Source organism: Solicola agrisoli (assembly GCF_049059935.1).
In the GTDB taxonomy this organism is placed as follows: Bacteria; Actinomycetota; Actinomycetes; order Propionibacteriales; family Nocardioidaceae; genus JAURVT01.
The window spans coordinates 14,081-36,383 of sequence record NZ_JBMGQR010000025.1 but is presented as its reverse complement, the minus strand read 5'-3'; the positions used below and the strand labels follow the sequence as shown (position 1 = coordinate 36,383).

The window sequence follows — 22,303 nt, the reverse complement described above, 5'->3', positions numbered from 1 at the left end:
GGCTCGTCCTGTGTGCCTGCGCCCCGAGGAGCCTCCCATCGACGACCGCACGTCCCTGCTGCGTGCAGCTGACGCCCCCGCGCCCCGCACCCTGGTGGACGTGCTCGACGCGGTGGTCGACCAGGTGCCGGACTCCCCGGCGCTCGACAACGGCGCCGAGCAGCTGACGTACGCCGAGCTGGTCGAGGCCGCCGACGCGCTGGCCGCCGAGCTCGCCGAGGCGGGCGTCGGACGCGGCGACCGCGTGGGCGTCCGGATCCGCTCGGGCTCGACCGACCTCTACGTCGCGATCGTCGGTGTGCTGCGCGCCGGCGCGGCGTACGTCCCGGTCGACGTCGACGACCCCGAGGAGCGAGCACGCCTGGTGCTCGGCGAGGCCGGCGTGCGCGCCGTCGTGCGCGACGGGCTCACGATCGAGACCGTCGGCACCGACCGCGAGCCCGTGGACGTCGAGGGGCCCGACGTCACCGACGACGCCTGGATCATCTTCACGTCGGGCTCGACGGGCACCCCCAAGGGCGTCGCCGTCACGCACCGGTCGGCCGCGGCGTTCGTCGACGCCGAGTCGCGGATGTTCCTCCAGGACGAGCCGCTCGGCCCCGGCGACCGCGTGATGGCCGGCCTGTCGGTCGCGTTCGACGCGTCCTGCGAGGAGATGTGGCTGGCCTGGGGGCACGGCGCGTGCCTGGTGCCAGCGCCCCGCTCGCTGGTGCGCAGCGGCATGGACCTCGGCCCGTGGCTCGTCGCCAACGGCATCACCGTGGTCTCGACCGTGCCCACCCTCGCGCTGCTCTGGCCCGCCGAGGCGCTGGAGGACGTCCGGCTGCTGATCCTCGGCGGCGAGGCGTGCCCGCCCGAGATCGGCGCCCGCCTGGCCCGTCCCGGCCGCGAGGTCTGGAACACCTACGGGCCCACCGAGGCCACCGTCGTCGCCTGCGGTGCGCAGCTCGCGCCCGACGAGCCGGTGCGCATCGGCCTGCCCCTGGACGGCTGGGACCTCGCCGTCGTCGACGCCGACATGCAGCCCGTCGAGCCGGGCGAGACCGGACAGCTCGTCATCGGCGGCGTCGGGCTGGCCCGCTACCTCGACCCCGCCAAGGACGCCGAGAAGTACGCCCCCGCGCCGACGCTCGGCTGGGACCGCGCCTACCGCAGCGGCGACCTCGTGCGCTTCGACGGCGAGGGCCTGGTCTTCGGCGGCCGCGCCGACGACCAGGTGAAGGTCGGCGGGCGCCGGATCGAGCTCGGCGAGGTCGACGCCGCGCTGCAGCGCATCCCCGGCGTCAACGCGGCCGCCGTCGCGGTGCGCACCACCGCCGCCGGCGGCCAGGTGCTCGTGGGCTACCTGGCGATGTCCGACGGCGTCGAGCTCGACCGCGCCGCCGCCATGCAGGGGCTGCGCGAGGTCATGCCCGCCGCGCTCGTGCCGCGGCTGGCCGTCGTCGACACCCTGCCGACGCGCACGTCGGGCAAGATCGACCGCGACGCGCTCCCCTGGCCGCTCACCGACGTCGCGTCCGACGACGACGCGACCACGCTGCCCGGCACGCAGGGCGCCGTCGCCGCACTGTGGACGGACGTGGTCGGCGCTGTCGCGCGTCGTCCGGACGACGACTTCTTCGACCTCGGCGGCGGCAGCCTCGCCGCCGCACAGGTGGTGGCGCGGCTGCGCCAGGACCACCCCGAGGTCACCATCGGCGACGTCTACGACCACCCGACGGTGGGCGGGCTCGCGGACTTCCTCGACTCCCTGACCGGCTCGACGGTGCTGCGCGAGCAGGCCGTCCGTCCGACGCCGCGCCGGGCGCAGGTCGCGCAGGTGCTCCTCGCCGTGCCGCTGCGCACGATCGCTGCGCTGCGCTGGCTGGTCTGGGGGGCAGCGGCGGGCAACGTCCTCGCCGGTCCGCTCGACGCCGCGTGGGCGCCCACCGTCTCGTGGTGGTGGGTGCTGGTCGGGTGGATCGTGCTCATCAGCCCGGTGGGACGACTCGTGGTCACCGCGGCCGGCGCGCGTCTGCTGCTCGTCGGCGTCGAGCCGGGCACGTACCCGCGTGGCGGCGCGGTGCACCTGAGGCTCTGGGCCGCCGAGCGGCTCGCCGACGAGATGGGGGCGGCGAACCTCGCGGGTGCCGCCTGGATGACCTTCTACGCGCGGGCCCTCGGGGCGAGCGTCGGCCGCGACGTCGACCTGCACGCGCTGCCGCCCGTCACCGGCCTGCTGACGGTGGGCGACGGCGCGTCCGTCGAGCCCGAGGTCGACCTCAGCGGGCACTGGCTGGACGGCGACCGGCTGCACCTCGGACGCGTGGAGGTGGGCGCCCGCGCCCGGGTCGGTGCGCGCAGCGCCGTCGTCGCCGGTGCACGCGTGGGCGACGACGGCGAGCTCGGCGCCGGGTCGACGCTCGTCGACCGCGCACCGTCCGGCGAGTACTGGTCGGGCGCCCCGGCCGGGCGCGTGGCCAAGGCCCGCGGGCCCTGGTCCGAGGAGCGCCCGCCGCTGTTCCGGCGCTGGCTGGTCGCGTACGGCGCGACGGCGATCGGCCTCGCGCTGCTGCCCGTGCTCGCGCTGGCCGTGGGCGGCCTCGTGCTGCTCGGGCCCGTCGCCGACGCGGCGTCGACGTCGGACGCCGCGGTCGCCGCGCTCGTCCGCCTCCCGCTCGCGACGGTCCTGGCGCTGGTCGCCTACGCGCTCCTGGTGCTGGTGGTCGTCCGGCTGCTCGGACTCGGGCTGCAGGGCGGGCACCACCCCGTCCACTCCCGTCAGGCCTGGCAGGCCTGGGCGACGGTGCGGGTGCTCGACGAGGCCCGCACGTGGCTGTTCCCGCTGTACTCCAGCGCCCTGACGCCCCTGTGGCTCCGTGCGCTCGGCGCCCGGATCGGCAGCGACGTCGAGGCCTCCACGGTGCTGATGATCCCGTCGCTCACCACCGTCAACGACGGCGCGTTCCTGGCCGACGACACGATGATCGGGTCATACGAGCTGGGCGGCGGCTGGCTGCGCGTCGAGCGCGCCAAGATCGGCAAGCGCGCGTTCGTCGGCAACTCCGGCATGACGGCACCCGGCCGCAAGGTGCCCAAGCAGGGCCTGGTCGCCGTGCTCTCGGCCGCGCCGCGGCGCAGCGACGCCAAGGCCGGCACGTCGTGGCTCGGCAGCCCGCCGGTGCAGCTGCGGCGGACCGCGTCGTCCGGCGACCAGAGCCTCACCTACCACCCCGCGACGCGGCTGAAGGTCGCGCGCGCCGCCGTCGAGCTCTGCCGGGTCGTGCCGGTCGTCGTCACCCTGGCCATCGCGCTCGGCGTCGTCACCTCGCTGCAGCTGCTCGTCGACGCGCTCGGTCACCTCGGAGCCGCCCTGCTCGGCGGGCTCGTGCTCATGGCGGCGGGCGCCGTCGCGGGGATCGTCGCCACCGCGGCCAAGTGGGTGCTGGTGGGCCGGTTCCGCGCCGGCGAGCACCCGCTGTGGAGCTCGTTCGTCTGGCGCAACGAGCTCGCCGACACGTTCGTCGAGGTGGTCGCCGCGACGTGGTTCGCCCGGGCCGCCCAGGGCAGTGTCGTGCTCAACCTCTGGCTGCGCTCGCTCGGCGCGACCGTCGGACGAGGCGTCTGGTGCGAGACCTACTGGCTCCCCGAGGCCGACCTGATCACCCTCGAGGACGGCGTCAGCGTCAACCAGGGGTGCGTGGTGCAGACGCACCTGTTCCATGATCGGATGATGGCCATGGACGGCGTGACGATGGCCCGCGGATCGACGCTGGGCCCCAACAGCGTGGTGCTGCCGGCCGCGGCGCTCGGCCGCGACTCCACCGTCGGTCCCGGCTCGCTGGTGATGCGCGGCGAGGCCGTCCCCGCCGGCACCCGCTGGATGGGCAACCCCATCGGCCCGTGGGCCGAGGACGCGTCCGCGTGAAGGACCTCGTCTCCAGCATCGTCTCCCCCACCGAGGCCGACGAGTACGTGCCCGGGCACGGCGACCTGTCGTACGACGTCGCCTCGTACGCCCTCGAGCTCGACTACGCCGTCGACGGCAACCGTCTCGACGGCCGCGCGACGATCACCGCCGAGGCCGCCGACGACCTGAGCGTGATCGACCTCGACCTGCGGGGCCTGCGCGCGTCCAAGGTGAGCGTCAAGCGGTTCGGCGTCGACCGGTTCTCGCACGTCCGCGGCAAGCTGCACGTCAAGCTCGGCAAGCAGATCCCGGCCGGCACCACCTTCGAGGTCGTCGTCGTCTACGGAGGCAAGCCCGCGCCCGTCCGCAGCCGCTGGGGCACGGTGGGCTGGGAGGAGCTCGCCGACGGCGCGATCGTCGCCGCGCAGCCGAGCGGCGCGCCGTCGTGGTTCCCGTGCAACGACCGGCCGTCCGACAAGGCCTCCTACACCTTCGAGGTCACGGTCGCGTCGGGCTACACCGTCGTCGCCAACGGCACCCCCACCGGCACGCGTCGCCGCGCGAGCAGCACCACGTGGTCGTTCGAGCAGCCCGAGCCGATGGCCACGTACCTGGCCACCGTGCAGATCGGCCGCTACTCCACCCACACGTCGTACGCCGCCGGCGTCGAGCAGCGTCACGTCCTGCCCGCCGCGCTGCGCGCGTCGTACGACGAGGACTTCGGCCGTCAGCCGGCGATGCTCGAGACGTTCACCGAGCACTTCGGCCCGTACCCGTTCGGGTCGTACACCGTGGTGGTCACCGCCGACGACCTCGAGATCCCGCTCGAGGCGCAGGGCCTGTCGATCTTCGGCGCCAACCACCTCGACGGCCACCGCGGCCTCGAGCGCCTCGTCGCGCACGAGCTGGCGCACCAGTGGTTCGGCAACTCGCTCACGCTCTCGACGTGGGACCAGATCTGGCTGCACGAGGGCTTCGCCTGCTACGCCGAGTGGCTGTGGTCCGAGGCGTCGGGCGGCGCGTCGGCTCACGACCACGCGCTCGAGCACTGGGGACGGCTCGCCGAGCTCGACCAGGACGTGACGGTCGGCGACCCGGGGCCCGAGCTGATGTTCGACGACCGCGTCTACAAGCGCGGCGCCCTGACGCTGCACGCCGTCCGCCGCACCGTCGGCGACGACGCGTTCTTCACGATGCTCCGCGCGTGGGTGGCCGGACGCCGTCACGGCACCGTCACGACCGAGGCGTTCGTCCGGCACGCCGAGGCGTCCACCGGGCAGCCGCTGCGCGGGCTGCTCGAGCGCTGGCTGGACGCAGAGCCCCTGCCACGACTGCCCTGACGGCGTCGATCTGCGATCGGCGGCGGCTCGTCCTAGCGTCGGGTCGAACCCCGACCTGCAGGAGGCACCGATGCCCGAGGACGAGCCCGGACCGAGCGTCAAGGACGACGAGCTCTACGAGAAGCTGCGCGACGAGGGCAACAGCAAGTCCAAGTCCGCGCGCATCGCCAACGCCGCCGCCAACAGCTCGCGCTCGGCCGTCGGCCGCAAGGGCGGCAGCCACCCCTCCTACGAGGAGTGGACCAGGGACGAGCTCTACGAGCGCGCCCAGGAGATCGGCGTCGAGGGCCGCTCGGACATGACCAAGGAGCAGCTCGTCGACGCCCTGCGCGACAGCTGATCGACCTTTTCCCCACGGCCAGGAGGCCTGCAGTGCACCAGAGGTACGACTACCTGATCATCGGCGGCGGCATGGCTGCCGACACCGCCGCGAACGGCATCCGCGAGCGCGACACCGAGGGCACGATCGGCATCCTCGGCGAGGAGCCCACCGCGCCGTTCCCGCGCCCCGCGCTGTCGAAGAAGCTGTGGACCGACCCCGACTTCACCGAGGACGACGCCGCGCTGTCCACGCACGAGAAGACCGGCGCGACGCTCCACCTCGGCACCCGCGCGACCGGCATCGACCGCGAGGCCAAGGCCGTCACCACCGACGGCGACGACACCTTCGGCTACGGGCGCCTGCTGCTCGCGACCGGCGGCCACCCGACCACCATCGACGGGCTCGACGCCGGCGACCGCGTGCTCTACTTCCGCACCCTCACCGACTACCACCGGCTGCGCGAGCTCACCGCCGACGGCCCGCACGTGGCCGTCGTCGGCGGCGGCTACATCGGCACCGAGCTGGCGGCGGCGCTCGTCCAGAACGGCTGCCGCGTCACGCTCCTGCACCCCGACGACACCCTTGGGGCGCCGGTGTTCCCCGCGTCGATCGCGACGCACCTGGAGAAGGTCTTCACCGACGCGGGCGTCGAGGTGCGCGGCGGCTCGAAGGTCTCGGGCGGCACGTCCACGGCCGACGGCGTGAGCCTGCGGCTCGAGCACGGCTCGACCGTCGACGCCGACGTGGTGGTCGTGGGCCTCGGCATCACGCCCGCCGGCGACCTGGCCGGCGCGGCCGGGCTGCGGCAGTCCGACGACGGCGGCATCGTCGTCGACGAGCGGCTCACCACCGACGACCCCGACGTCCTCGCCACCGGCGACGTCGCCGAGTACCCCGACCGGATCCTCGGCCGCCGCCGCGTCGAGCACGTCGACAACGCCAACGAGATGGGCGCCGCCGCGGGCCGCATCCTGGCCGGCTCGGACGAGACGTACGACCACACGCCGTACTACTACTCGGTGCTCTTCGACGACTGGTACGAGGCCATCGGCACCCTCGACTCCTCACTCGAGACCGTCGAGGACCACGGCGACGACGGCAAGGCGGTCGTGTACTACCTCGACGACGGCAAGGTCGTCGGCGTGCTGCTCTGGCTCGTCGAGGACGCCAAGGACGCCGCCCGCGAGGTCCTCGCCTCGGGCACCGGCTCCCCGTCCGGCTCCATCCCCGTCTGAGGCCCCGGACCGCCGCCCTCTGCCCGACGCGCCGAGTGGCGCAAATTCGGGCCCGACACGCGTCGGAGCGCCCGGTTTTGCGCCACTCGCGTCGGGTTTTGCGCCACTCGGCGTTTCGGGGCAGGGCGGGACGAGCGACGGCGGCCGGAGCGACCGTCAGAGGCGGGCGGCCAGGCGGTGGTAGGCGGCGTTCCAGCGCAGCTCGCGGCGGAGCTCGCGGGTGGTGGTGCCGGCGTCGATGACGACGAGCTCGGTGCGGGTCATCTCGGCGAAGTCGTCGAGCTCCTCGGTGCCGATCTGCGAGGACAGGACGGTGTGGTGCGGGCCGCCGGCCATCAACCACGACTCGGCCGAGGTCGCCAGCGACGGGCGCGGCTCCCAGACCGCGCACGCGACGGGCAGCCGGGGCAGGGCCTCGTCGGGCTCGACGACGTCGATCTCGTTGGCGGTCAGGCGGAAGCGTCCACCGAGGTCGCTGATGCCGACCACGACGGCCTCGGCGGGGTCGGCGGTGAAGCGCAGGCGGACGGGGTCCTCGCGGCCGCCGATGCCGAGCGGGTGGATCTCCAGGGTCGGCCTGGACGCGGTGATCGAGGGGCAGACCTCGAGCATGTGCGCGCCGAGGATCTTCTCCTGCCCGGGCACCAGGTGGTACGTGTAGTCCTCCATGAACGAGGTGCCGCCGGGCAGACCCTGTGCCATCGCCTTGGTCGCCCGAAGCAGCACCGAGGTCTTCCAGTCGCCCTCGCCGCCGAAGCCGTACCCGTCGGCCATCAGCCGCTGGACGGCCAGGCCCGGGAGCTGGCGCAGCCCGCCGAGGTCCTCGAAGTTGGTAGTGAACGCGCCGAAGCCGCCCTCGACCAGGAACTGGCGCAGACCCAGCTCGATGCGCGCGCCGTAGCGCAGCGACTCCGCGCGCTCCCCGCCGGGCAGCAGCACGTCCTGGACGTCGTAGGTGTCGGCGTACTCGGTGACGAGCTTGTCGACGTCGCCGTCGGCGACCGCGTCCACCACGGCCACCAGGTCGTTGACGCCGTAGGTGTTCACCGAGACGCCGAAGTGCAGCTGCGCCTCGACCTTGTCGCCCTCGGTGACGGCGACGTCGCGCATGTTGTCGCCGAACCGGGCGAGGCGCAGCGAGCGCGTCTCGTGGCTGCCGACGGCCGCGCGCGCCCAGGCGCCGACGCGTGCGGTCACCCTCGGGTCGCCGACGTGGCCCGCGACGGTCTTGCGCGCGACGCCGAGCCGCGTCTGCACGTACCCGAACTCACGGTCGCCGTGCGCGGCCTGGTTGAGGTTCATGAAGTCCATGTCGATCGTCGACCACGGCAGCTCCGCACCGGCCTGCGTGTGCAGGTGCAGCAGGGGCTTCTGCAGCGCGTCGAGGCCCGCGATCCACATCTTCGCCGGGCTGAACGTGTGCATCCACACGACCAGCCCGACGCACGACGGTGACGCGTTGGCCTCGAGCACCTGCGCGCGGATCGCGACCGAGTCGGTGAGCACCGGCTTCCAGACCACCCGCGCCTGCAGGTCGCGCGACGCCCCCAGCCGGTCGGCGATGGTGCGCGACTGCTCGGCCACCTGGGCGAGCGTGTCCTCGCCGTACAGGCCCTGGCTGCCGGTGAGGAACCAGACCTCGTGGTCGCGGGGGGCTTCGAGCGCTGTCATCGTGCTGTCCGTTCGTGTGGGTGGTGCGTCCGGGTGTGGCGGAGCGGGTCAGGTCTGGCCGTAGACGTTCTGGTAGCGGTCGAAGAGGCTGTCGACGTCGGGCTGCGGGATGGGCAGCGGCTCGCCGAGCTGGCGGGCCAGGTGCACGGTGCGGGCGACGTCCTCGCACATCACCGCGGCCTTGACGGCCTTGCGGGCGGTGGCGCCCACGGCGAAGACCCCGTGGTTCTGCATCAGGACCGCCGGCGAGCGGCTGCCGCGCAGGGTCTCGACGATGCCGCGCCCGATGGAGTCGTCGCCGATCAGCGCGAACGGCCCGACGGGCACCTCCCCGCCGAACTCGTCGGCCATCATCGTCAGCACGCACGGGATCGGCTCGGCGCGCGAGGCCCACGCCGTCGCGTACGGGGAGTGGGTGTGCACCACGCCGCCGACGTGCGGCAGCTCGCGGTAGACGTACGCCTGCGCCTCGGTGTCCGACGACGGCGACAGCTCGCCCTCGACGACGCGGCCGTGCAGGTCGCAGACCACCATGTTCTCGGGCGTCAGGTCGTCGTAGGACACCCCGCTCGGCTTGATCACCAGCAGGTCGTGGCCGGGCACGCGGGCCGAGACGTTGCCGGCGGTCCAGACCACGAGCTGGTAGCGCGTCAGCTCGGCGTGCAGCCGGCACACCTCGTCGCGCAGACCGGCGATCGTCGAGGTCACGTCCATCACCGCGGTCATGCCGAGACCGCCTCGTGGGACGCGACGGCCTCGCGGCGCAGCGCCTTGAGACGTCGCATGACGTCGTTGCCGTGGCGTCCGAAGTGGTCGTGGAGCGTCAGGTACTCGGCGAACAGGCGGTCGTAGACGGCCGCGTCGGCCTCGTTCGGGACGAACGCGCCGCGCCGCACCTTGCCCATCGTCTTCGCGGCGGTGGGCACGTCGGGGTACGCCCCCGCAGCCACCGCGGCGTGGATCGCCGAGCCCAGCGCGGGGCCCTGCTCGGAGTCGGCCACCGACAGCGGCAGTCGCGTGACGTCGGCGTAGACCTGCATCAGCAGGTGGTTCTTGGCCAGGCCGCCGGCGACGATGAACTCCTCGACCGGCACGCCGCTGTCGCGGAACGCCTCGACGATCACGCGCGTGCCGAACGCGGTGGCCTCGAGGAGCGCGCGGTACACGTCCTCGGGACGGGTGGCGAGCGTCTGCCCGACCACCATCCCCGACAGCTCGTGGTCGACCAGCACCGAGCGGTTGCCGCTGTGCCAGTCCAGCGCGACCAGACCGTGCTCGCCGACGGCCTGCGCCGACGCGAGCCGCGTCAGGTGCTCGTGCAGCCCCTCGCCCGCAGCCGCGGCCGCCTCGGCGTACGCGGCCGGCACGCCGGTCCTCACGAACCAGCCGAAGACGTCGCCCACGCCGGACTGCCCGGCCTCGTAGCCGTAGCTGCCCGCGACGATGCCGCCGTCGACGACGCCGCACATGCCGGGCACCTCGCGCAGCACGTCGGCGCTCATCACGTGGCACGTCGAGGTGCCCATGATCGCGACCAGCTGACCCGGCCCCGTGGCCTGCGCCGCCGGCGCGGTGACGTGCGCGTCGACGTTGCCCACCGCCACCGCGATGCCCTCGGGCAGACCGGTCCAGCCGGCCGCCTCGGCGGTCAGCGTGCCCGCGACGGCACCGAGCTCGCCGATCCGGTGCGCCACCTTGTCGTCCACGAAGGAGGCGAAGTCGGGGTTCAGCGCGGCCAGGAAGTCGGCCGTCGGGTACTGCCCGTCCTGCAGGATGCCCTTGTAGCCGGCCGCGCATGCGTTGCGCACGTAGCTGCCGCACAGCTGCCACACGATCCAGTCGGCCGCCTCGACCCAGTGGTCCATCGCCGCGTAGACCTCGGGGTCCTCCTCCAGCAGCTGCAGCCCCTTGGCGAACTCCCACTCCGAGGAGATCAGCCCGCCGTACCGGGGCAGCCAGGCCTCGCCGCGGGCGGCGGCCAGCTCGTTGATCCGGTCGGCCTGACCCTGCGCGGCGTGGTGGCGCCACAGCTTGACGTACGCGTGCGGACGGTCCGCGAAGGCCTCCACCTCGCTCAGCGGGGTGCCGTCGGCCAGCGTGGGCACCATCGTGCAGGCCGTGAAGTCCGTCGCCACCCCGATCACGTCGGCCGGGTCGACGCCGGCCGCGGCGACCGCGGCGGGCACCGCGTGCCGCAGCACGTCGCGGTAGTCCTGCGGCACCTGCAACGCCCACTCCGGGGGCAGCCTGCGTCCGCCCACGGGCAGGGTGTCGGTGACCACGGCGTGCGCGTACTCGTGCACCGCGGTGCCGAGCTCGGCGCCGTCGGACACGCGCACCACGAGCGCGCGGCCCGAGAGCGTGCCGTAGTCGACGCCGACGACGTACTGCGGGCGGGTCATGGGGTTCCTCCGGGTGGGGGTGCGGTGCTGGAGCGGACCACGAGATCCGGCGCGATCAGGCGGGGCAGGTCCTCGTCCTCGGCGACGATCGCGGCGTGCAGCACCTCGATGGCGCGGCGGCCGACGGCGGGGAAGTCCTGGTGGACGGTGGTGAGCGGGGGCACGAGGAAGCCCGACTCGGGGATGTCGTCGAAGCCCACGACGCTGACGTCGGCGGGCACGTCGCGTCCGGCCTCGGTGAGGGCGCGGATGATCCCGACGGCCATCTGGTCGTTCGCGGCCACCACGGCGGTGACCTCGGGGCGTTGCGCGAGCTGCTGGCCGGCGGCGTAGCCGCTGGCGGCGGTCCAGTCGCCCAGCACGGGCTCGGCCGGACGCAGCCCGGCGTCGGTCATCGCCTGGCGCCACCCGTCGCGTCGGGCGCGGGCCTCGGTCCAGTCCAGCGGCCCGCACACGTGGGCGATCTCGGTGTGGCCGAGGTCGAGCAGGTGCTGGGTGGCCATGCGCGACCCGGCGACCTGGTCGACGCCCACGGCCCAGCGGGCCTTGGACAGGTCGCCCTCGACGATGACCAGCGGGACGCCCGGCTCCTGGGCGCGGACGGCCTCCAGGGCCTCGTCCTGCGCGGCGATCATGACGATGCCCTCGACGGCCTGGGCGAGCAGGTGGTCGATCGCGGCGCGGAGCGAGGCGAAGTCCAGGCCGCTGCTCACCGAGCTCGCGAAGTACCCCGCCTCGGCCGCGGCGGCCTCGACGGTGCGGTGCACGCTGGTCGGGCCCCAGTGGCCCGAGAAGCTCCCGATGACGCCGATGGTGGCCGACCGGCGGGTGACCAGGGTGCGGGCCGCGGTGTTCGGGCGGTACCCGAGCTGACGGATCGCGTCCTCCACGCGGGTGCGCGTGTGCGGGCGGATGTGCGGGTGACCGTTGATCACGCGTGACACGGTCTGGTGCGAGACGCCCGCGAGACGGGCGACGTCGGCCATGACGGGGGCGCGTGCCGCCGTCCGGGCCGGCGCGCCGAGGACCTCGGTCACGCCTTCCTCCCCACGAAGAGGCGCTGCATCACGATGAAGATCAGGAGCAGCGTCCCGATCGCGATCTTGGTCCACCATGAGGACAGAGTGCCCTCGAAGGAGATGAACGTCTGGATGGTGCCCAGGACCAGGACCCCGAGCAGCGACCCGACGACGAACCCGACGCCGCCCGAGAGGAGCGTGCCGCCGACCACGACGGCCGCGATCGCGTCCAGCTCCATGCCCACGGCGTGCAGGCTGTAGCCCGACAGCATGTAGAAGCTGAACAGGAGCCCGGCGAGGGCCGAGCAGAAGCCGCTGATGACGTAGACGCCCACCTTGGCGCGCGCCGTCGCCAGGCCCATCAGCCGGGCGGACGACTCGCTGCCGCCCACCGCGTAGACGGTGCGGCCGAAGCGGGTCAGGTGCAGGACGTACGCCGCCACCGCGACGACCAGCAGGGCGACGACGACGCTGGGCGTGATGACGGTGCCGCCCGGCAGCTCGATGACACCGGTGGCGATCGAGCGGAAGGTGTCGTCCTTGATCGGGATGGACTCGACGCTGATCACGTAGCACAGGCCGCGCGCCAGGAAGAGCCCCGCGAGGGTGACGATGAACGGCTGGATCTCGAAGTAGTGGATCACCAGGCCCATGAGCAGGCCGAAGACCGAGCCCATGACGAGCACCGCGACGATCGCGACCGGCGCCGACCACCCGGCCTCCAGGCCGCGGGCGGCGACCATCGTCGACAGCGCCACCACCGAGCCGACCGAGAGGTCGATGCCGCCGGTGAGGATGACGAACGTCATCCCGACCGCGAGCACGATGAGGAACGCGTTGTCGATGAACAGGTTGGCCACGACCTGTCCCGAGGCGAACCCTTCGTAGCGCACCGACCCGACGCCGAACATGGCGACGAACAGCACGAAGGTGGCGATCACCGGGAGAAAGCGCGTGGACACCACCGTGCGGCGGCGGGACGGCAGCGCTGCCGCGGGGGCCTGCGTCTCGGGGCCACGGGGGTCGAGCTGTGCGGCCTTCATCGCTGGCCCACCTTCTGTGAGGACGAGGCACCGGGACCGGGCACGTCGGCGAGCGCACCCAGGTCGGGCAGCGTGGACGGGGTGGTGGCGTCGGGCACGACCGGTGGCGGCGTCCGGCGCCGGCCGAAGGTGGCACGCGCCCTCGGCGACTGCAGCAGGCACACCGCGATGACGACGATCGCCTTGAACAGCAGGGTGATCTCCGGTGCGATGCCCGCGGTGTAGACGGTGGTGGTGAGCGTCTGGATGATCAGGGCGCCCACCAGGGTGCCGGTGAGCGAGTAGCGTCCGCCGGCCAGCGACGTGCCGCCGATGACGACCGCGAGGATCGCGTCCATCTCGATCCACAGGCCCGCGTTGTTGGCGTCGGCCGCGCTCACGTTGGAGCTGATCATCAGGCCGGCCACGCCGGCGCAGAGCGCCGCGAACACGTAGACCGTCCAGATGATCGTGCGGGCCCGGACGCCCGCGAGGCGGCTGGCCTCGGGGTTCACGCCGACGGCCTCGATGAGCATGCCGAGCGCGGTGCGCCGCGTGACGACCGCGACCGCCGCGAGCACCGCGAGGCTGATCAGGATCGAGATCGGCAGCACCAGGAAGCCGGCGCCGATCTGGCGGTAGGCGGGGTTGGTGACCGTGATGATCTGGCCGTCGGTGACGAGCATCGCGATGCCGCGGCCGGCCGTCATCAGCACCAGCGTCGCGATGATCGGCTGGATGCCCAGCACCGAGACCAGGAAGCCGTTCCAGAGCCCGAGCAGGACGCACAGCCCGAGCGCCATCGACAGGCCGACGACGGCGGCGCTCGCGCTGGTCGGGTCGGGTGCACCGGCGATGTAGGTGCAGGTGACGGCGCCGGAGATCGCGACGACGGCGCCGACCGAGAGGTCGATGCCGCGGGTGGCGATGACGAGCGTCATGCCGAGCGCGATGAGCAGCGTGGGGGCGCCGTTCTTGAGGATGTCGATCAGGCTGCCGTACAGGTGGCCGTCCTGGATGCGCAGCGAGAAGAAGCTGGGCGTGACGACGACGTTGACCAGCAGCAGGGCGACGAGCGCCAGCAGCGGCCAGGTGAGTCGGCTCTGGCGGGCGCGTGCCGCGAACGACGGTGCGGTGGCGGTGCTCACGAGGCCCTCCTCTCGGTGTCGGACGACGCGGGGTCGCCGCTGGCGATGAGGCCCATGACCTCGGAGACGGTGACGTCGCGGCCGTCGAGCTCGGCGATCAGGCGACGGTCGCGGAGCACGACGACGCGGTCGCTGAGGCGGACCACCTCCTCGAGCTCGGCGGAGATGTAGACCACGGCCATGCCGGCGGCGGCGAGGTCGGCGACGAGCTTCTGGATCTGCGCCTTGGCGCCGACGTCGATGCCGCGGGTGGGCTCGTCGAGGATCAGCAGCTTGGGCTCGGTGACGAGCCAGCGGGCGAGCAGCACCTTCTGCTGGTTGCCGCCCGACAGGTTGCCGATGAGCGCGTCGGGGTTGCCCGGCCGGATGTCGAGCGCCTCGATGTACTTCGCGACGAGCTCGTCCTTGGTGCGGCGCGGGATGGGGCGCGCCCAGCCGCGCGCGGCCTGCATGGCCAGCACGAGGTTGTCGCGGATCGACAGGTCGGCGACGAGGCCCTCGCCCTTGCGGTCCTCGCTGCAGAACGCGATCCCGGCGGCGATCGCCGAGCGCGGGCTGCGCATCCGCAGCGTCGTCCCGTCGACCTCCACGTGGCCGGTGTCGGGACGGTCGGCCGCGAACAGCAGCCGCGCGAGCTCGGTACGTCCCGAGCCGAGCAGGCCGGCCAGGCCGACCACCTCCCCCGGACGGACCTCGAGGTCGAACGGCTCGATCGCGCCCGTGCGTCCGAGGCCCGTGGCCTTGAGCAGCGGGGCGACGGCGGCGGGCTCCACGTCGGCGACGGCCCGCTCGATCTCCTCGAGCAGGTCCATCTCGCGCCCGAGCATCGCCGAGACCAGCTCGAGGCGGGTGAGGCCCGCGGTCTCGTACTCGCCGACCAGGCGGCCGTTGCGCAGCACCGTCATGCGGTCGGAGATCTCGAAGACCTGCTCGAGGAAGTGCGAGACGAACACGATCGCGACGCCCTCGTCGCGCAACGACCGGATCACGCGGAACAGCTCGGCGACCTCGTCGGCGTCGAGGCTGGACGTGGGCTCGTCGAGGATCAGCACGCGGGAGTCGATCTCGACCGCGCGGGCGATGGCGACCAGCTGCTGGATCGCGATGGGGTGGCTCGACAGGATCGAGCCGGGATCGACGTCCAGGCCCATCCGGGCCAGCACCTCGGTGGCACGGGCGCGCATCGCACGACCGTCGATGCGGCCGAGCCGGCGCGGCTCGCGCCCGAGCAGGATGTTCTCGGCCACCGAGAGGTTCGCGCAGAGGTTGACCTCCTGGTAGACCGTGCTGATGCCCGCCGCCTGCGCGGCGGCCGGGCCGTGGAAGTCGACCTGCACGCCGCCGAGGGTCGTGGTGCCCGAGTCGGCCGTGTAGACCCCGGTGAGGGCCTTGATCAGCGTGGACTTGCCGGCGCCGTTCTCGCCCATGAGGGCGTGCACCTCGCCGGCGCGCAGGGTCAGGTCGACGTCCTGCAGGGCCTTGACGCCCGGGAACTCGATCGAGATGCCACGCATCTGGACCACCGCCTCGGCGGTCGTGGGGCGGGGGTCCGCCTGCGTCTGCGTCATGTCTGCCTCTGCTGGTGCGTCGGGTGCGGGTGTGGAGAGCGACCCCCGCCACCACACCCGGCGGGTGGCGGGGGCCGCTGTTCGTGGTGCGTCAGCGGTGCCTGGTCGGGATCAGTACTGACGGTCCGGCAGGGCGGCCTTGGCCTGCTCCTGGTCGAACGTGGTCTCCTCGGTCTCGATCCGCTTGGGGACCTCGTCACCGGCGACGACCTTCTCGGCGGCGTCCATCAGCTGGTCGCCGAGCAGCGGGTTGCACTCGACGATGAAGTTGATCTTGCCCTCGGACAGCGCCGTCATGCCGTCCTTGACGGCGTCGACGGTGATGATCTTGATGTCCTTGCCGGGCACCTTGCCGGCGGCCTCGATGGCCTCGATCGCGCCGAGACCCATGTCGTCGTTGTGGGCGTAGACCACGTCGATGTCGGGGTTGGACTTCAAGAAGGCCTCCATGACCTGCTTGCCGCCCGAGCGGGTGAAGTCACCGGTCTGCGAGGCGACGACCTTGATGTTCGAGGCGCTCTTGGTGGCGTCCTCGAAGCCCTTCTTGCGGTCGATCGCGGGGGCCGCGCCGGTGGTGCCCTGGATCTCGACGACGTTGGTCGGCTCGCTGCCGGCCTCCTTGACGAGCCACTCGCCGGCCTTCTCGCCCTCCTTGACGAAGTCCGAGCCGATGAAGGTCTCGTAGAGCGAGTCGTCCTCGGAGTCGACGGCGCGGTCGGTGAGGATCACCGGGATCTGCGCGCGCTTGGCCTCGAGCAGGACGGTGTCCCAGCCGGTCTCGACCACGGGGCTGAAGGCGATCACGTCCACCTTCTGCTGGATGTAGGAGCGGATCGCCTTGATCTGGTTCTCCTGCTTCTGCTGCGCGTCGGAGAACTTCAGCTCGATCCCGGCGGCCTTCGCCGACTCCTGCACGGACGTGGTGTTGGCCGTGCGCCAGCCGCTCTCGGCGCCGACCTGGGCGAAGCCCATCGTGATGGCGCCGCCCCCGTCACCGCCCGAGGCCCCGCCGGCGTTGCTGCTGCTCCCGCCGCCGCAGGCGGACAGGGCGGTGACGACGACGGCGCTCGCCGCGACGGTGATGATCTTCTTCAACACTGGTCTTCCTCCATCTGAACCGGGTGCTGTGGCCCTGGCCGGCACCGCTGCGTCCGCGGGGACGACCCCGCGATCCGCTGTGACTGGTGTCACCTGTGGTCAGAGTGTGAGCGTTAACATTCTGCGGTGTCAACCGTTGTCGGCCAACTCGTCGGCGATCCGTCCGCCGCGAGCGGCGAGATAATGTGAACGCTCACAACAGTGAGGTAGGACACATCCCCCATCTGGACGACCTCGACGGCCCGCGCCCCCGTCGGCCCGGCGGGCCGTCACCGGGGCATGCTGGGGGTCGACCGCAGGACCCTGGAGGAGACAGATGAGCAAGATCGCACGTGTGGGCGTCGTGGGCGGAGGGCTGATGGGCTCGGGCATCGCCGAGGTCACGGCCCGGTCCGGCCTGGACACCGTGGTGGTCGAGATCGACCAGGACGCTGCCGACCGTGCGCAGAAGCGGGTCGAGGCGTCGCTGGACCGCGCGCTCGGGCGCGGGAAGATCACCGACGACGAGCACGCGGCGGCCGCTGGCAGGCTCGGCTTCAGCACCAGCCTGGACGACCTCGCCGACCGCGACCTCGTCGTCGAGGCGGCCTCGGAGGACGAGCGGACCAAGCTCGACCTGTTCACCCGGATCGGCGCGATCCTCACCCAGGACGACGCGGTGCTCGCGTCCAACACCTCCTCGATCCCGATCGTCAAGCTCGGCGCGGTGTCGGGACGCCCCGGCCAGGTGATGGGCGTGCACTTCTTCAACCCCGCCCCGGTGATGCAGCTCGTCGAGCTGGTGCCGTCGCTGACCACGTCCAAGGACACCCAGGAGCGGATGCGGACGTTCGTCAGCGAGAGCCTGGGCAAGGAGCCGATCGAGGCCACCGACCGCGCCGGGTTCGTGGTCAACAGCCTGCTCGTGCCCTACCTGCTGTCGGCGATCCGGATGTACGAGGCCGGCTACGCCTCGGCCGAGGACATCGACCAGGGCATGGTCCTCGGCTGCGGCCACCCGATGGGCCCCCTCGCCCTGAGCGACCTGATCGGCCTGGACACGGTGCGCGCGATCGGGCTGTCGATGTACGGCGAGTTCAAGGAGCCGCTGTACTCCCCGCCCCCGCTGCTCGACCGGATGGTCGACGCCGGCCTGGTCGGCAAGAAGACCGGCCGCGGCTTCTACGACTACTCCTGAGCCACCCCGGTCAGCCGGCGACCGGGGACACCTGCAGCTGGTCGACCGACGCCGACGCGCACGCCGTCACCGGCACCCGGACGAAGGCCGACTCCCGGTTGTGCGGCGGGTAGACGCGCAGCCCGTCGACCTCGGTGGTGCGGCACCCCTGCGCACCGGGGTCGACCTGCCGCAGCCGCTCGGTCGCGACACCCCCGGCGGCGAGGACCACGCGGGACCGACGGCCCGCGTCGACCCGCGAGGCAGCCCTGCCCACCTGCCGTCCGGCGTCACCCGCCACGAACGAGACGCCCGACCAGCCGTCCAGGCTGCAGCGGTGGCCGCTGTCGTTGCGCAGCACGAGCTCGCGGTAGGTGGAGCCGGCGGTGCCGCCGCCCGCGGGCGTCCGCAGGCTGACCGCGAGGTCGGGCGTGCCGCACAGGGGCACGCCCGACGAGGCGCCGTCGGTGGCGGGAGACCGCGTCGGTCCGGCCGACGGCGACGCCGACGTCGCGGGCGCCGTGGCAGCGTCGGAACGGGTCTCGACGTGCGCGCTCGGGGCCGCCGGGGCCGCGTCGCCGGCGGAGCCCGCGCCGCACCCCGACAGCACCAGCACGGCGGCCCCGAGGCCGATGAGACATCCGTGTTTCAGTTGCATGTTGCAACCGTATCTCGCGGTCCCCGGCTCTCCACCCGACCGCCACGACGGCAAGAAGTGGCGAAACGCCGCCCCACGCGTCACAGTTACCTCACATGGATGACCGACCGTGGTCGTCCGAGGGAGCACGAGGGACCATCATGGCGACGACGACGAGCACCGACCTCACGGTCGACGAGAGCACCGCGGACGCTGGACTGCCCCTGCCCGAGCCCCAGGACGCCGACGGCCCGATCTTCAAGCAGGTCTGGCAGACCCAGACCGACGCCCTGGACGCGCAGCCGTCGCCGGTCGAGGCCGGCACCGACGACGTCGTCGAGGAGGTCGTCGAGGACGCCCCCGAGGCCGGCGAGCAGCACGGCGGCACGCACAGCGCCTGATCTCGACCGCCCGCCCGTCGGGTGCGGTGTCCGTCAGGACCCTGGCTCGTCAGGATCGAGGTCCGTCAGGACCGACCGCGTCACCACCAGCCCCGTCCCGGGCGTCCGGGGCGGGGCTGCGGTGCGCCTGGCTCCGTCCGCGGCCGTACCGGCGCTCGAACGCCTCGACGCGCCCCTCGGTGTCGAGCACGCGCCCGCGCCCGGTCCACCACGGGTGGCTGGCGACCGAGACGTCCACGTCGACGACCGGGTAGCTGCGACCGTCCTCCCACTCGACCGTCTCGGTCGAGGTGCGCGTCGATCGGGTCAGGAACGACAGGCCGCCCGAGCGGTCACGGAACACCACGGGCCGGTAGGCGGGGTGGATGGCGTCTTGCATTCGAGGGCTCCTCGTGGTCGGATACGCTTATCGACAATGATTGTCATGAGCGACTGTACTCGCTCGTCGGAGGAGGAGGAAGTCCGTGGCGCAGGTCTGCCAGGTGACGGGGGCGCGTCCCTCGTTCGGCAACAACGTCTCCCACTCGCACCGCCGCACGCGGCGGCGGTGGGACGTCAACATCCAGAGCAAGCGGTACTGGGCGCCGAGCCTCGGCCGGAACGTCACGCTGCGCCTGAGCGCACGCGGCATCAAGATCGTCGACCGGCGTGGCATCGACGCCGTGCTCGCCGACCTGCGGGCGCGCGGGGTGAGGCTCTGATGGCACGCAGCACCGACGTCCGTCCGAAGGTCAGGCTGCGGTCGACCGCGGGCACCGGCACCACGTACGTGACGCGCAAGAACCGCCGCAACGACCCCGACCGCCTCCTGCTGCGCAAGTACGACCCCGTGCTGCGACGGCACGTCGAGTTCAAGGAGGAGCGCTGATGGCCAAGACGTCCAAGATCGCCGCCCAGGCCCGGCGCGAGCGCACCGTCGCCCGCCACGCCGAGCGCCGCGCGAGGCTCAAGGAGACGATCCGCACGGCGACCGACCCCGTCGAGCGCGACGCGGCCGTCCAGGCGCTGGCGGCGCTGCCGCGCGACTCCTCGCCGGTGCGCCTGCGCAACCGCGACCAGGTGGACGGGCGCCCGCGCGGCTACCTGCGCAAGGCCGGCGTGTCCCGCGTGCGCTTCCGCACGCTCGCCCACCGGGGCGAGCTGCCCGGCATCACGAAGTCGAGCTGGTAAGCCGTGGCCGTCCCCAAGCGCAGGACCTCGCGCAGCAACACCCGTCACCGCCGCTCGCAGTGGAAGGCCGCGGCGCCCGACCTCGCGCCCGTCACGGTCGACGGCACCACCCACCTGGTGCCGCGCCGCCTGCACCGGGCCGTGCGGCTCGGGCTCGTCGACCCCACCCGTCCCTGACCACCACCAGGAGCCCCCACCGATGACCCCCGTCCCCGTCGTGCTCGTCGCCGGCATCGACGCCGCCGCCATGGAGATCACCACCCTCGCCGCCCAGTGGGACGTGCCGCGCACGGCCGTCGTCCGGCACGACCTCGACCCGGCCAGCGGCACGCTCACCCGCGTCGTCAGCTCGGCCGACGGCGTCCTCGAGACCCACGTCGTGCACCTCGACCACGGCTGCACCGCCTGCGCGCTGCGCGAGGACGTCCTGCCGACGCTGTTGCGCCTGGCCCACTCGGGGCGCTGGGACGTGCTCGTCGCCCACCTGCCCACCACCGCCGACCCGGTGCTCGTCACCCGGGCCATGGAGACGTCCGTCGTCGACGGACGGCCGCTGCGCGAGTCGGCCCGCGTCGGGTCCGTGGTGGTGGCCGTCGACGGCGAGCACCTGGTGGACGACGTGCTCGGCGACGACCACCTCGTCGACCGCGGCCTCGGCACGTCGCCGGAGGACGACCGCGGCGTGGGCGAGACGCTCGCCGGGCAGCTCGAGTACGCCGACGTCGTCGTGCTCACCACCGAGCCCGACGGCACCGGACGCGAGCTGCTCGAGGCGCTGCGTCGCCCCGACTGCGGCGTCGTCGACCGTCCGTCCGACCTGGACGGCACGGTGCTCGTCGCGGGCGTCCGCTCGGTGCGCCGCGCCGACGCCTGGATCGACCCCCTCGGCGCGCACGCCGGCCCGCTGCGCGGCGGCGACGTCGTCTGGACGCGGACGCTGGAGTCGTGGCGCCCGTTCCACCCCGAGCGGCTCGTGCAGAACATCGAGCTGCTCGGCGGCGGACCCCGTCGCTCGCGCGGCTGCTTCTGGGTCCCCGGCCGCACGACCGCGGCGCTCTGGGACGGCGCGGGCGGCCAGCTGTGCGTCGGACCGTGCTCGTCGTGGGGCGACCGCGCCCCGCACACCCGCATCGCCGTGTGCGGCGTCGACGACGACGTCGCCGAGCTGGAGGCCGCGTTCGAGGCCACCTTGATGACCGACGCCGAGCTCGCCGCCGGGCTCGGCCGCTGGCAGGGCCGCCCCGACGGCCTCGAGCCCTGGCTCGGCGCCGTCGACGACCAGGCCGCCTGACCACCCACCCACCCACCGGAGGAGGAACCCGATGAAGGTCCGCAACTCGCTGCGCTCGCTGAAGAAGCTGCCCGGCGCCCAGGTGGTGCGCCGCCGCGGCCGCACCTACGTGATCAACAAGCAGAACCCGAGGTTCAAGGCTCGCCAGGGCTGACCCTCCGTCCCAAGCGTCAGGGGTGGGGTGCGCTCAGGCGGTAGCCCAGGCCCCGCACGGTGTGCACCAACCGGTCGCCGTGCGCCTCGAGCTTGCGACGCAGGGCGCTGACGTGGACCTGCACGAGGTTCTCCGCGTAGTCGTCGTAGCCCCAGACCTGGGTGAGCAGCTGCGTGCCGGACAGGACGCGGTCGCGGTTGGCCGCGAGGTAGGCGAGCAGGCGGAACTCCGTCGCGGTGAGCTCGACCCGGTGCCCGGCGCGCATCACCAGCCCGGCGTCCTCGTCGATGGTGAGGTCGGCGACCTGCACCACCGACCCGATCGCGCCCGACCGGCGCAGCACCGCCGTCACCCGTGCGATCAGCTCGGCCATCGCGAACGGCTTGGTGACGTAGTCGTCGACGCCGGCCTCGAAGCCGGCGAGCCGGTCGGGCACCTCGTCGCGGGCCGTCACCATGACGATGCCCGCCGCCGACGTCGCCCGCACGACCTGCGCGAGGCGGGGCCCGTCGCGCCCGGGGAGCATCCAGTCGAGCACCACCGCCGACGGGCGGAACGAGGCCAGCCGGGCCTCGAGGTCGGACCCGTCGGCCACGGCCTCGACCGCGTGGCCCGCGTCGGCGAGGGCGCCGGCGATGCTCGTGCGGATGGTGTCGTCGTCCTCGACCACGAGGACGCGTGCGCGGGGTGCCATGGCACGAGTGTGTCGACCGGGGCTGAAGGTCGCCTGAAGAACCCGCTGCCCGGGGCCTTCCTTGAGGTCGTCTTCAGGCCCGCTCG

General features: G+C 73.0%; 22 protein-coding genes and 1 pseudogene. 12 read left to right on the top strand and 11 right to left on the bottom strand.

Going from position 1 to position 22,303, the window contains the following annotated elements; genetic code table 11:
- Positions 1 to 10: 10 nt before the first annotated feature.
- From ACI6PP_RS11100 to ACI6PP_RS11085, 4 genes are all read left to right on the top strand, one after another.
- On the top strand, positions 11 to 3,907 hold the full coding sequence (locus ACI6PP_RS11100; protein WP_421111632.1) for a Pls/PosA family non-ribosomal peptide synthetase: 3,897 nt from the start codon (positions 11 to 13) through the stop codon (positions 3,905 to 3,907).
- Positions 3,904 to 5,229: a M1 family metallopeptidase gene (locus tag ACI6PP_RS11095; protein ID WP_421111631.1), complete on the top strand. Its 1,326-nt coding sequence runs from the start codon at positions 3,904 to 3,906 to the stop codon at positions 5,227 to 5,229. Before ACI6PP_RS11100 ends, ACI6PP_RS11095 begins: the two co-directional genes overlap by 4 nt.
- 70 nt (positions 5,230 to 5,299) lie before the next feature.
- The gene (locus ACI6PP_RS11090) at positions 5,300 to 5,569 is read left to right on the top strand and encodes a DUF7218 family protein (RefSeq protein ID WP_421111629.1); all 270 of its coding nucleotides are present in this window, start codon (positions 5,300 to 5,302) and stop codon (positions 5,567 to 5,569) included.
- A gap of 32 nt (positions 5,570 to 5,601) precedes the next feature.
- On the top strand, positions 5,602 to 6,786 hold the full coding sequence (locus ACI6PP_RS11085; protein WP_421111627.1) for an NAD(P)/FAD-dependent oxidoreductase: 1,185 nt from the start codon (positions 5,602 to 5,604) through the stop codon (positions 6,784 to 6,786).
- A gap of 156 nt (positions 6,787 to 6,942) precedes the next feature.
- On the opposite strand, the gene araA is transcribed toward ACI6PP_RS11085, so the two are convergent.
- From araA to ACI6PP_RS11045, 8 genes are all read right to left on the bottom strand, one after another.
- Positions 6,943 to 8,457, bottom strand: a complete 1,515-nt coding sequence (gene araA / locus ACI6PP_RS11080) for an L-arabinose isomerase (protein WP_421111625.1) — start codon at positions 8,455 to 8,457, stop codon at positions 6,943 to 6,945.
- A gap of 48 nt (positions 8,458 to 8,505) precedes the next feature.
- Complete coding sequence (locus ACI6PP_RS11075) at positions 8,506 to 9,183, bottom strand: L-ribulose-5-phosphate 4-epimerase (RefSeq protein WP_421111624.1); 678 nt, start codon at positions 9,181 to 9,183, stop codon at positions 8,506 to 8,508.
- A complete protein-coding gene (gene araB, locus ACI6PP_RS11070; RefSeq protein WP_421111622.1) occupies positions 9,180 to 10,859 on the bottom strand; it encodes a ribulokinase in 1,680 nt (559 codons plus the stop codon). Before araB ends, ACI6PP_RS11075 begins: the two co-directional genes overlap by 4 nt.
- Positions 10,856 to 11,896 carry a LacI family DNA-binding transcriptional regulator gene (locus ACI6PP_RS11065; RefSeq protein ID WP_421111620.1) on the bottom strand — a complete coding sequence of 347 codons (1,041 nt, stop codon included), beginning with the start codon at positions 11,894 to 11,896 and terminating at the stop codon, positions 10,856 to 10,858. The genes araB and ACI6PP_RS11065 overlap by 4 nt, the downstream gene beginning before the upstream one ends.
- Entirely contained in the window at positions 11,893 to 12,921 is a 1,029-nt protein-coding gene (gene yjfF, locus ACI6PP_RS11060) for a galactofuranose ABC transporter, permease protein YjfF (RefSeq protein ID WP_421111618.1), read from the bottom strand. Before yjfF ends, ACI6PP_RS11065 begins: the two co-directional genes overlap by 4 nt.
- Positions 12,918 to 14,048: an ABC transporter permease gene (locus ACI6PP_RS11055; RefSeq protein ID WP_421111616.1), complete on the bottom strand. Its 1,131-nt coding sequence runs from the start codon at positions 14,046 to 14,048 to the stop codon at positions 12,918 to 12,920. The genes yjfF and ACI6PP_RS11055 overlap by 4 nt, the downstream gene beginning before the upstream one ends.
- Complete coding sequence (locus ACI6PP_RS11050; RefSeq protein WP_421111614.1) at positions 14,045 to 15,616, bottom strand: sugar ABC transporter ATP-binding protein; 1,572 nt, start codon at positions 15,614 to 15,616, stop codon at positions 14,045 to 14,047. Before ACI6PP_RS11050 ends, ACI6PP_RS11055 begins: the two co-directional genes overlap by 4 nt.
- 111 nt (positions 15,617 to 15,727) lie before the next feature.
- Positions 15,728 to 16,714 (bottom strand): ABC transporter substrate-binding protein, encoded by a 987-nt coding sequence (locus ACI6PP_RS11045; protein WP_421111612.1) that lies wholly within the window; start codon positions 16,712 to 16,714, stop codon positions 15,728 to 15,730.
- Between the two features lie 325 nt (positions 16,715 to 17,039).
- Between ACI6PP_RS11045 and ACI6PP_RS11040 the strand changes: the two genes are divergently transcribed.
- Positions 17,040 to 17,891: a 3-hydroxybutyryl-CoA dehydrogenase gene (locus ACI6PP_RS11040; RefSeq protein WP_476712933.1), complete on the top strand. Its 852-nt coding sequence runs from the start codon at positions 17,040 to 17,042 to the stop codon at positions 17,889 to 17,891.
- A gap of 10 nt (positions 17,892 to 17,901) precedes the next feature.
- Here the strand turns inward: ACI6PP_RS11040 and ACI6PP_RS11035 are convergent, their stop codons facing one another.
- Complete coding sequence (locus ACI6PP_RS11035; RefSeq protein ID WP_421111608.1) at positions 17,902 to 18,528, bottom strand: DUF4232 domain-containing protein; 627 nt, start codon at positions 18,526 to 18,528, stop codon at positions 17,902 to 17,904.
- Positions 18,529 to 18,668: 140 nt separating this feature from the next.
- On the opposite strand from ACI6PP_RS11035, the gene ACI6PP_RS11030 reads away from it, so the two are divergent.
- Positions 18,669 to 18,908: a hypothetical protein gene (locus tag ACI6PP_RS11030; RefSeq protein ID WP_421111606.1), complete on the top strand. Its 240-nt coding sequence runs from the start codon at positions 18,669 to 18,671 to the stop codon at positions 18,906 to 18,908.
- A 139-nt stretch (positions 18,909 to 19,047) separates the two neighbouring features.
- On the opposite strand, the pseudogene ACI6PP_RS11025 reads toward ACI6PP_RS11030, so the two are convergent.
- Positions 19,048 to 19,287: pseudogene (locus tag ACI6PP_RS11025) on the bottom strand (type B 50S ribosomal protein L31); the annotation flags it as partial.
- A gap of 85 nt (positions 19,288 to 19,372) precedes the next feature.
- On the opposite strand from ACI6PP_RS11025, the gene rpmB reads away from it, so the two are divergent.
- Genes rpmB through ykgO form a run of 6 tightly spaced genes read left to right on the top strand, consistent with a single transcriptional unit; the run spans position 19,373 to position 21,523 of the window.
- Positions 19,373 to 19,609 (top strand): 50S ribosomal protein L28, encoded by a 237-nt coding sequence (gene rpmB, locus ACI6PP_RS11020; protein ID WP_421111605.1) that lies wholly within the window; start codon positions 19,373 to 19,375, stop codon positions 19,607 to 19,609.
- A complete protein-coding gene (rpmG, locus tag ACI6PP_RS11015; protein ID WP_421111603.1) occupies positions 19,609 to 19,776 on the top strand; it encodes a 50S ribosomal protein L33 in 168 nt (55 codons plus the stop codon). Before rpmB ends, rpmG begins: the two co-directional genes overlap by 1 nt.
- On the top strand, positions 19,776 to 20,078 hold the full coding sequence (rpsN, locus tag ACI6PP_RS11010; RefSeq protein WP_421111600.1) for a 30S ribosomal protein S14: 303 nt from the start codon (positions 19,776 to 19,778) through the stop codon (positions 20,076 to 20,078). The genes rpmG and rpsN overlap by 1 nt, the downstream gene beginning before the upstream one ends.
- Positions 20,079 to 20,081: 3 nt before the next feature.
- Positions 20,082 to 20,255 carry a 50S ribosomal protein L32 gene (gene rpmF, locus ACI6PP_RS11005; protein WP_421111598.1) on the top strand — a complete coding sequence of 58 codons (174 nt, stop codon included), beginning with the start codon at positions 20,082 to 20,084 and terminating at the stop codon, positions 20,253 to 20,255.
- 22 nt (positions 20,256 to 20,277) lie between these two features.
- Positions 20,278 to 21,369, top strand: a complete 1,092-nt coding sequence (locus ACI6PP_RS11000; RefSeq protein ID WP_421111597.1) for a CobW family GTP-binding protein — start codon at positions 20,278 to 20,280, stop codon at positions 21,367 to 21,369.
- A gap of 31 nt (positions 21,370 to 21,400) precedes the next feature.
- Complete coding sequence (gene ykgO / locus ACI6PP_RS10995; RefSeq protein WP_421111596.1) at positions 21,401 to 21,523, top strand: type B 50S ribosomal protein L36; 123 nt, start codon at positions 21,401 to 21,403, stop codon at positions 21,521 to 21,523.
- 16 nt (positions 21,524 to 21,539) lie between these two features.
- On the opposite strand, the gene ACI6PP_RS10990 is transcribed toward ykgO, so the two are convergent.
- On the bottom strand, positions 21,540 to 22,217 hold the full coding sequence (locus ACI6PP_RS10990; protein WP_421111594.1) for a response regulator transcription factor: 678 nt from the start codon (positions 22,215 to 22,217) through the stop codon (positions 21,540 to 21,542).
- Positions 22,218 to 22,303: the final 86 nt, after the last annotated feature.

Excerpts from the sequence above, each read along its gene's own strand:
- ACI6PP_RS11030 (WP_421111606.1), top strand. The coding sequence starts at position 18,669 with ATGGCGACGACGACGAGCACCGACCTCACGGTCGACGAGAGCACCGCG.
- araA (WP_421111625.1), bottom strand. The coding sequence starts at position 8,457 with ATGACAGCGCTCGAAGCCCCCCGCGACCACGAGGTCTGGTTCCTCACC.
- ACI6PP_RS11075 (WP_421111624.1), bottom strand. The coding sequence starts at position 9,183 with ATGACCGCGGTGATGGACGTGACCTCGACGATCGCCGGTCTGCGCGAC.
- ACI6PP_RS11090 (WP_421111629.1), top strand. The coding sequence starts at position 5,300 with ATGCCCGAGGACGAGCCCGGACCGAGCGTCAAGGACGACGAGCTCTAC.
- ACI6PP_RS10990 (WP_421111594.1), bottom strand. The coding sequence starts at position 22,217 with ATGGCACCCCGCGCACGCGTCCTCGTGGTCGAGGACGACGACACCATC.
- ACI6PP_RS11050 (WP_421111614.1), bottom strand. The coding sequence starts at position 15,616 with ATGACGCAGACGCAGGCGGACCCCCGCCCCACGACCGCCGAGGCGGTG.
- ACI6PP_RS11000 (WP_421111597.1), top strand. The coding sequence starts at position 20,278 with ATGACCCCCGTCCCCGTCGTGCTCGTCGCCGGCATCGACGCCGCCGCC.
- yjfF (WP_421111618.1), bottom strand. The coding sequence starts at position 12,921 with ATGAAGGCCGCACAGCTCGACCCCCGTGGCCCCGAGACGCAGGCCCCC.
- ACI6PP_RS11035 (WP_421111608.1), bottom strand. The coding sequence starts at position 18,528 with ATGCAACTGAAACACGGATGTCTCATCGGCCTCGGGGCCGCCGTGCTG.
- ykgO (WP_421111596.1), top strand. The coding sequence starts at position 21,401 with ATGAAGGTCCGCAACTCGCTGCGCTCGCTGAAGAAGCTGCCCGGCGCC.
- araB (WP_421111622.1), bottom strand. The coding sequence starts at position 10,859 with ATGACCCGCCCGCAGTACGTCGTCGGCGTCGACTACGGCACGCTCTCG.
- rpsN (WP_421111600.1), top strand. The coding sequence starts at position 19,776 with ATGGCCAAGACGTCCAAGATCGCCGCCCAGGCCCGGCGCGAGCGCACC.
- rpmG (WP_421111603.1), top strand. The coding sequence starts at position 19,609 with ATGGCACGCAGCACCGACGTCCGTCCGAAGGTCAGGCTGCGGTCGACC.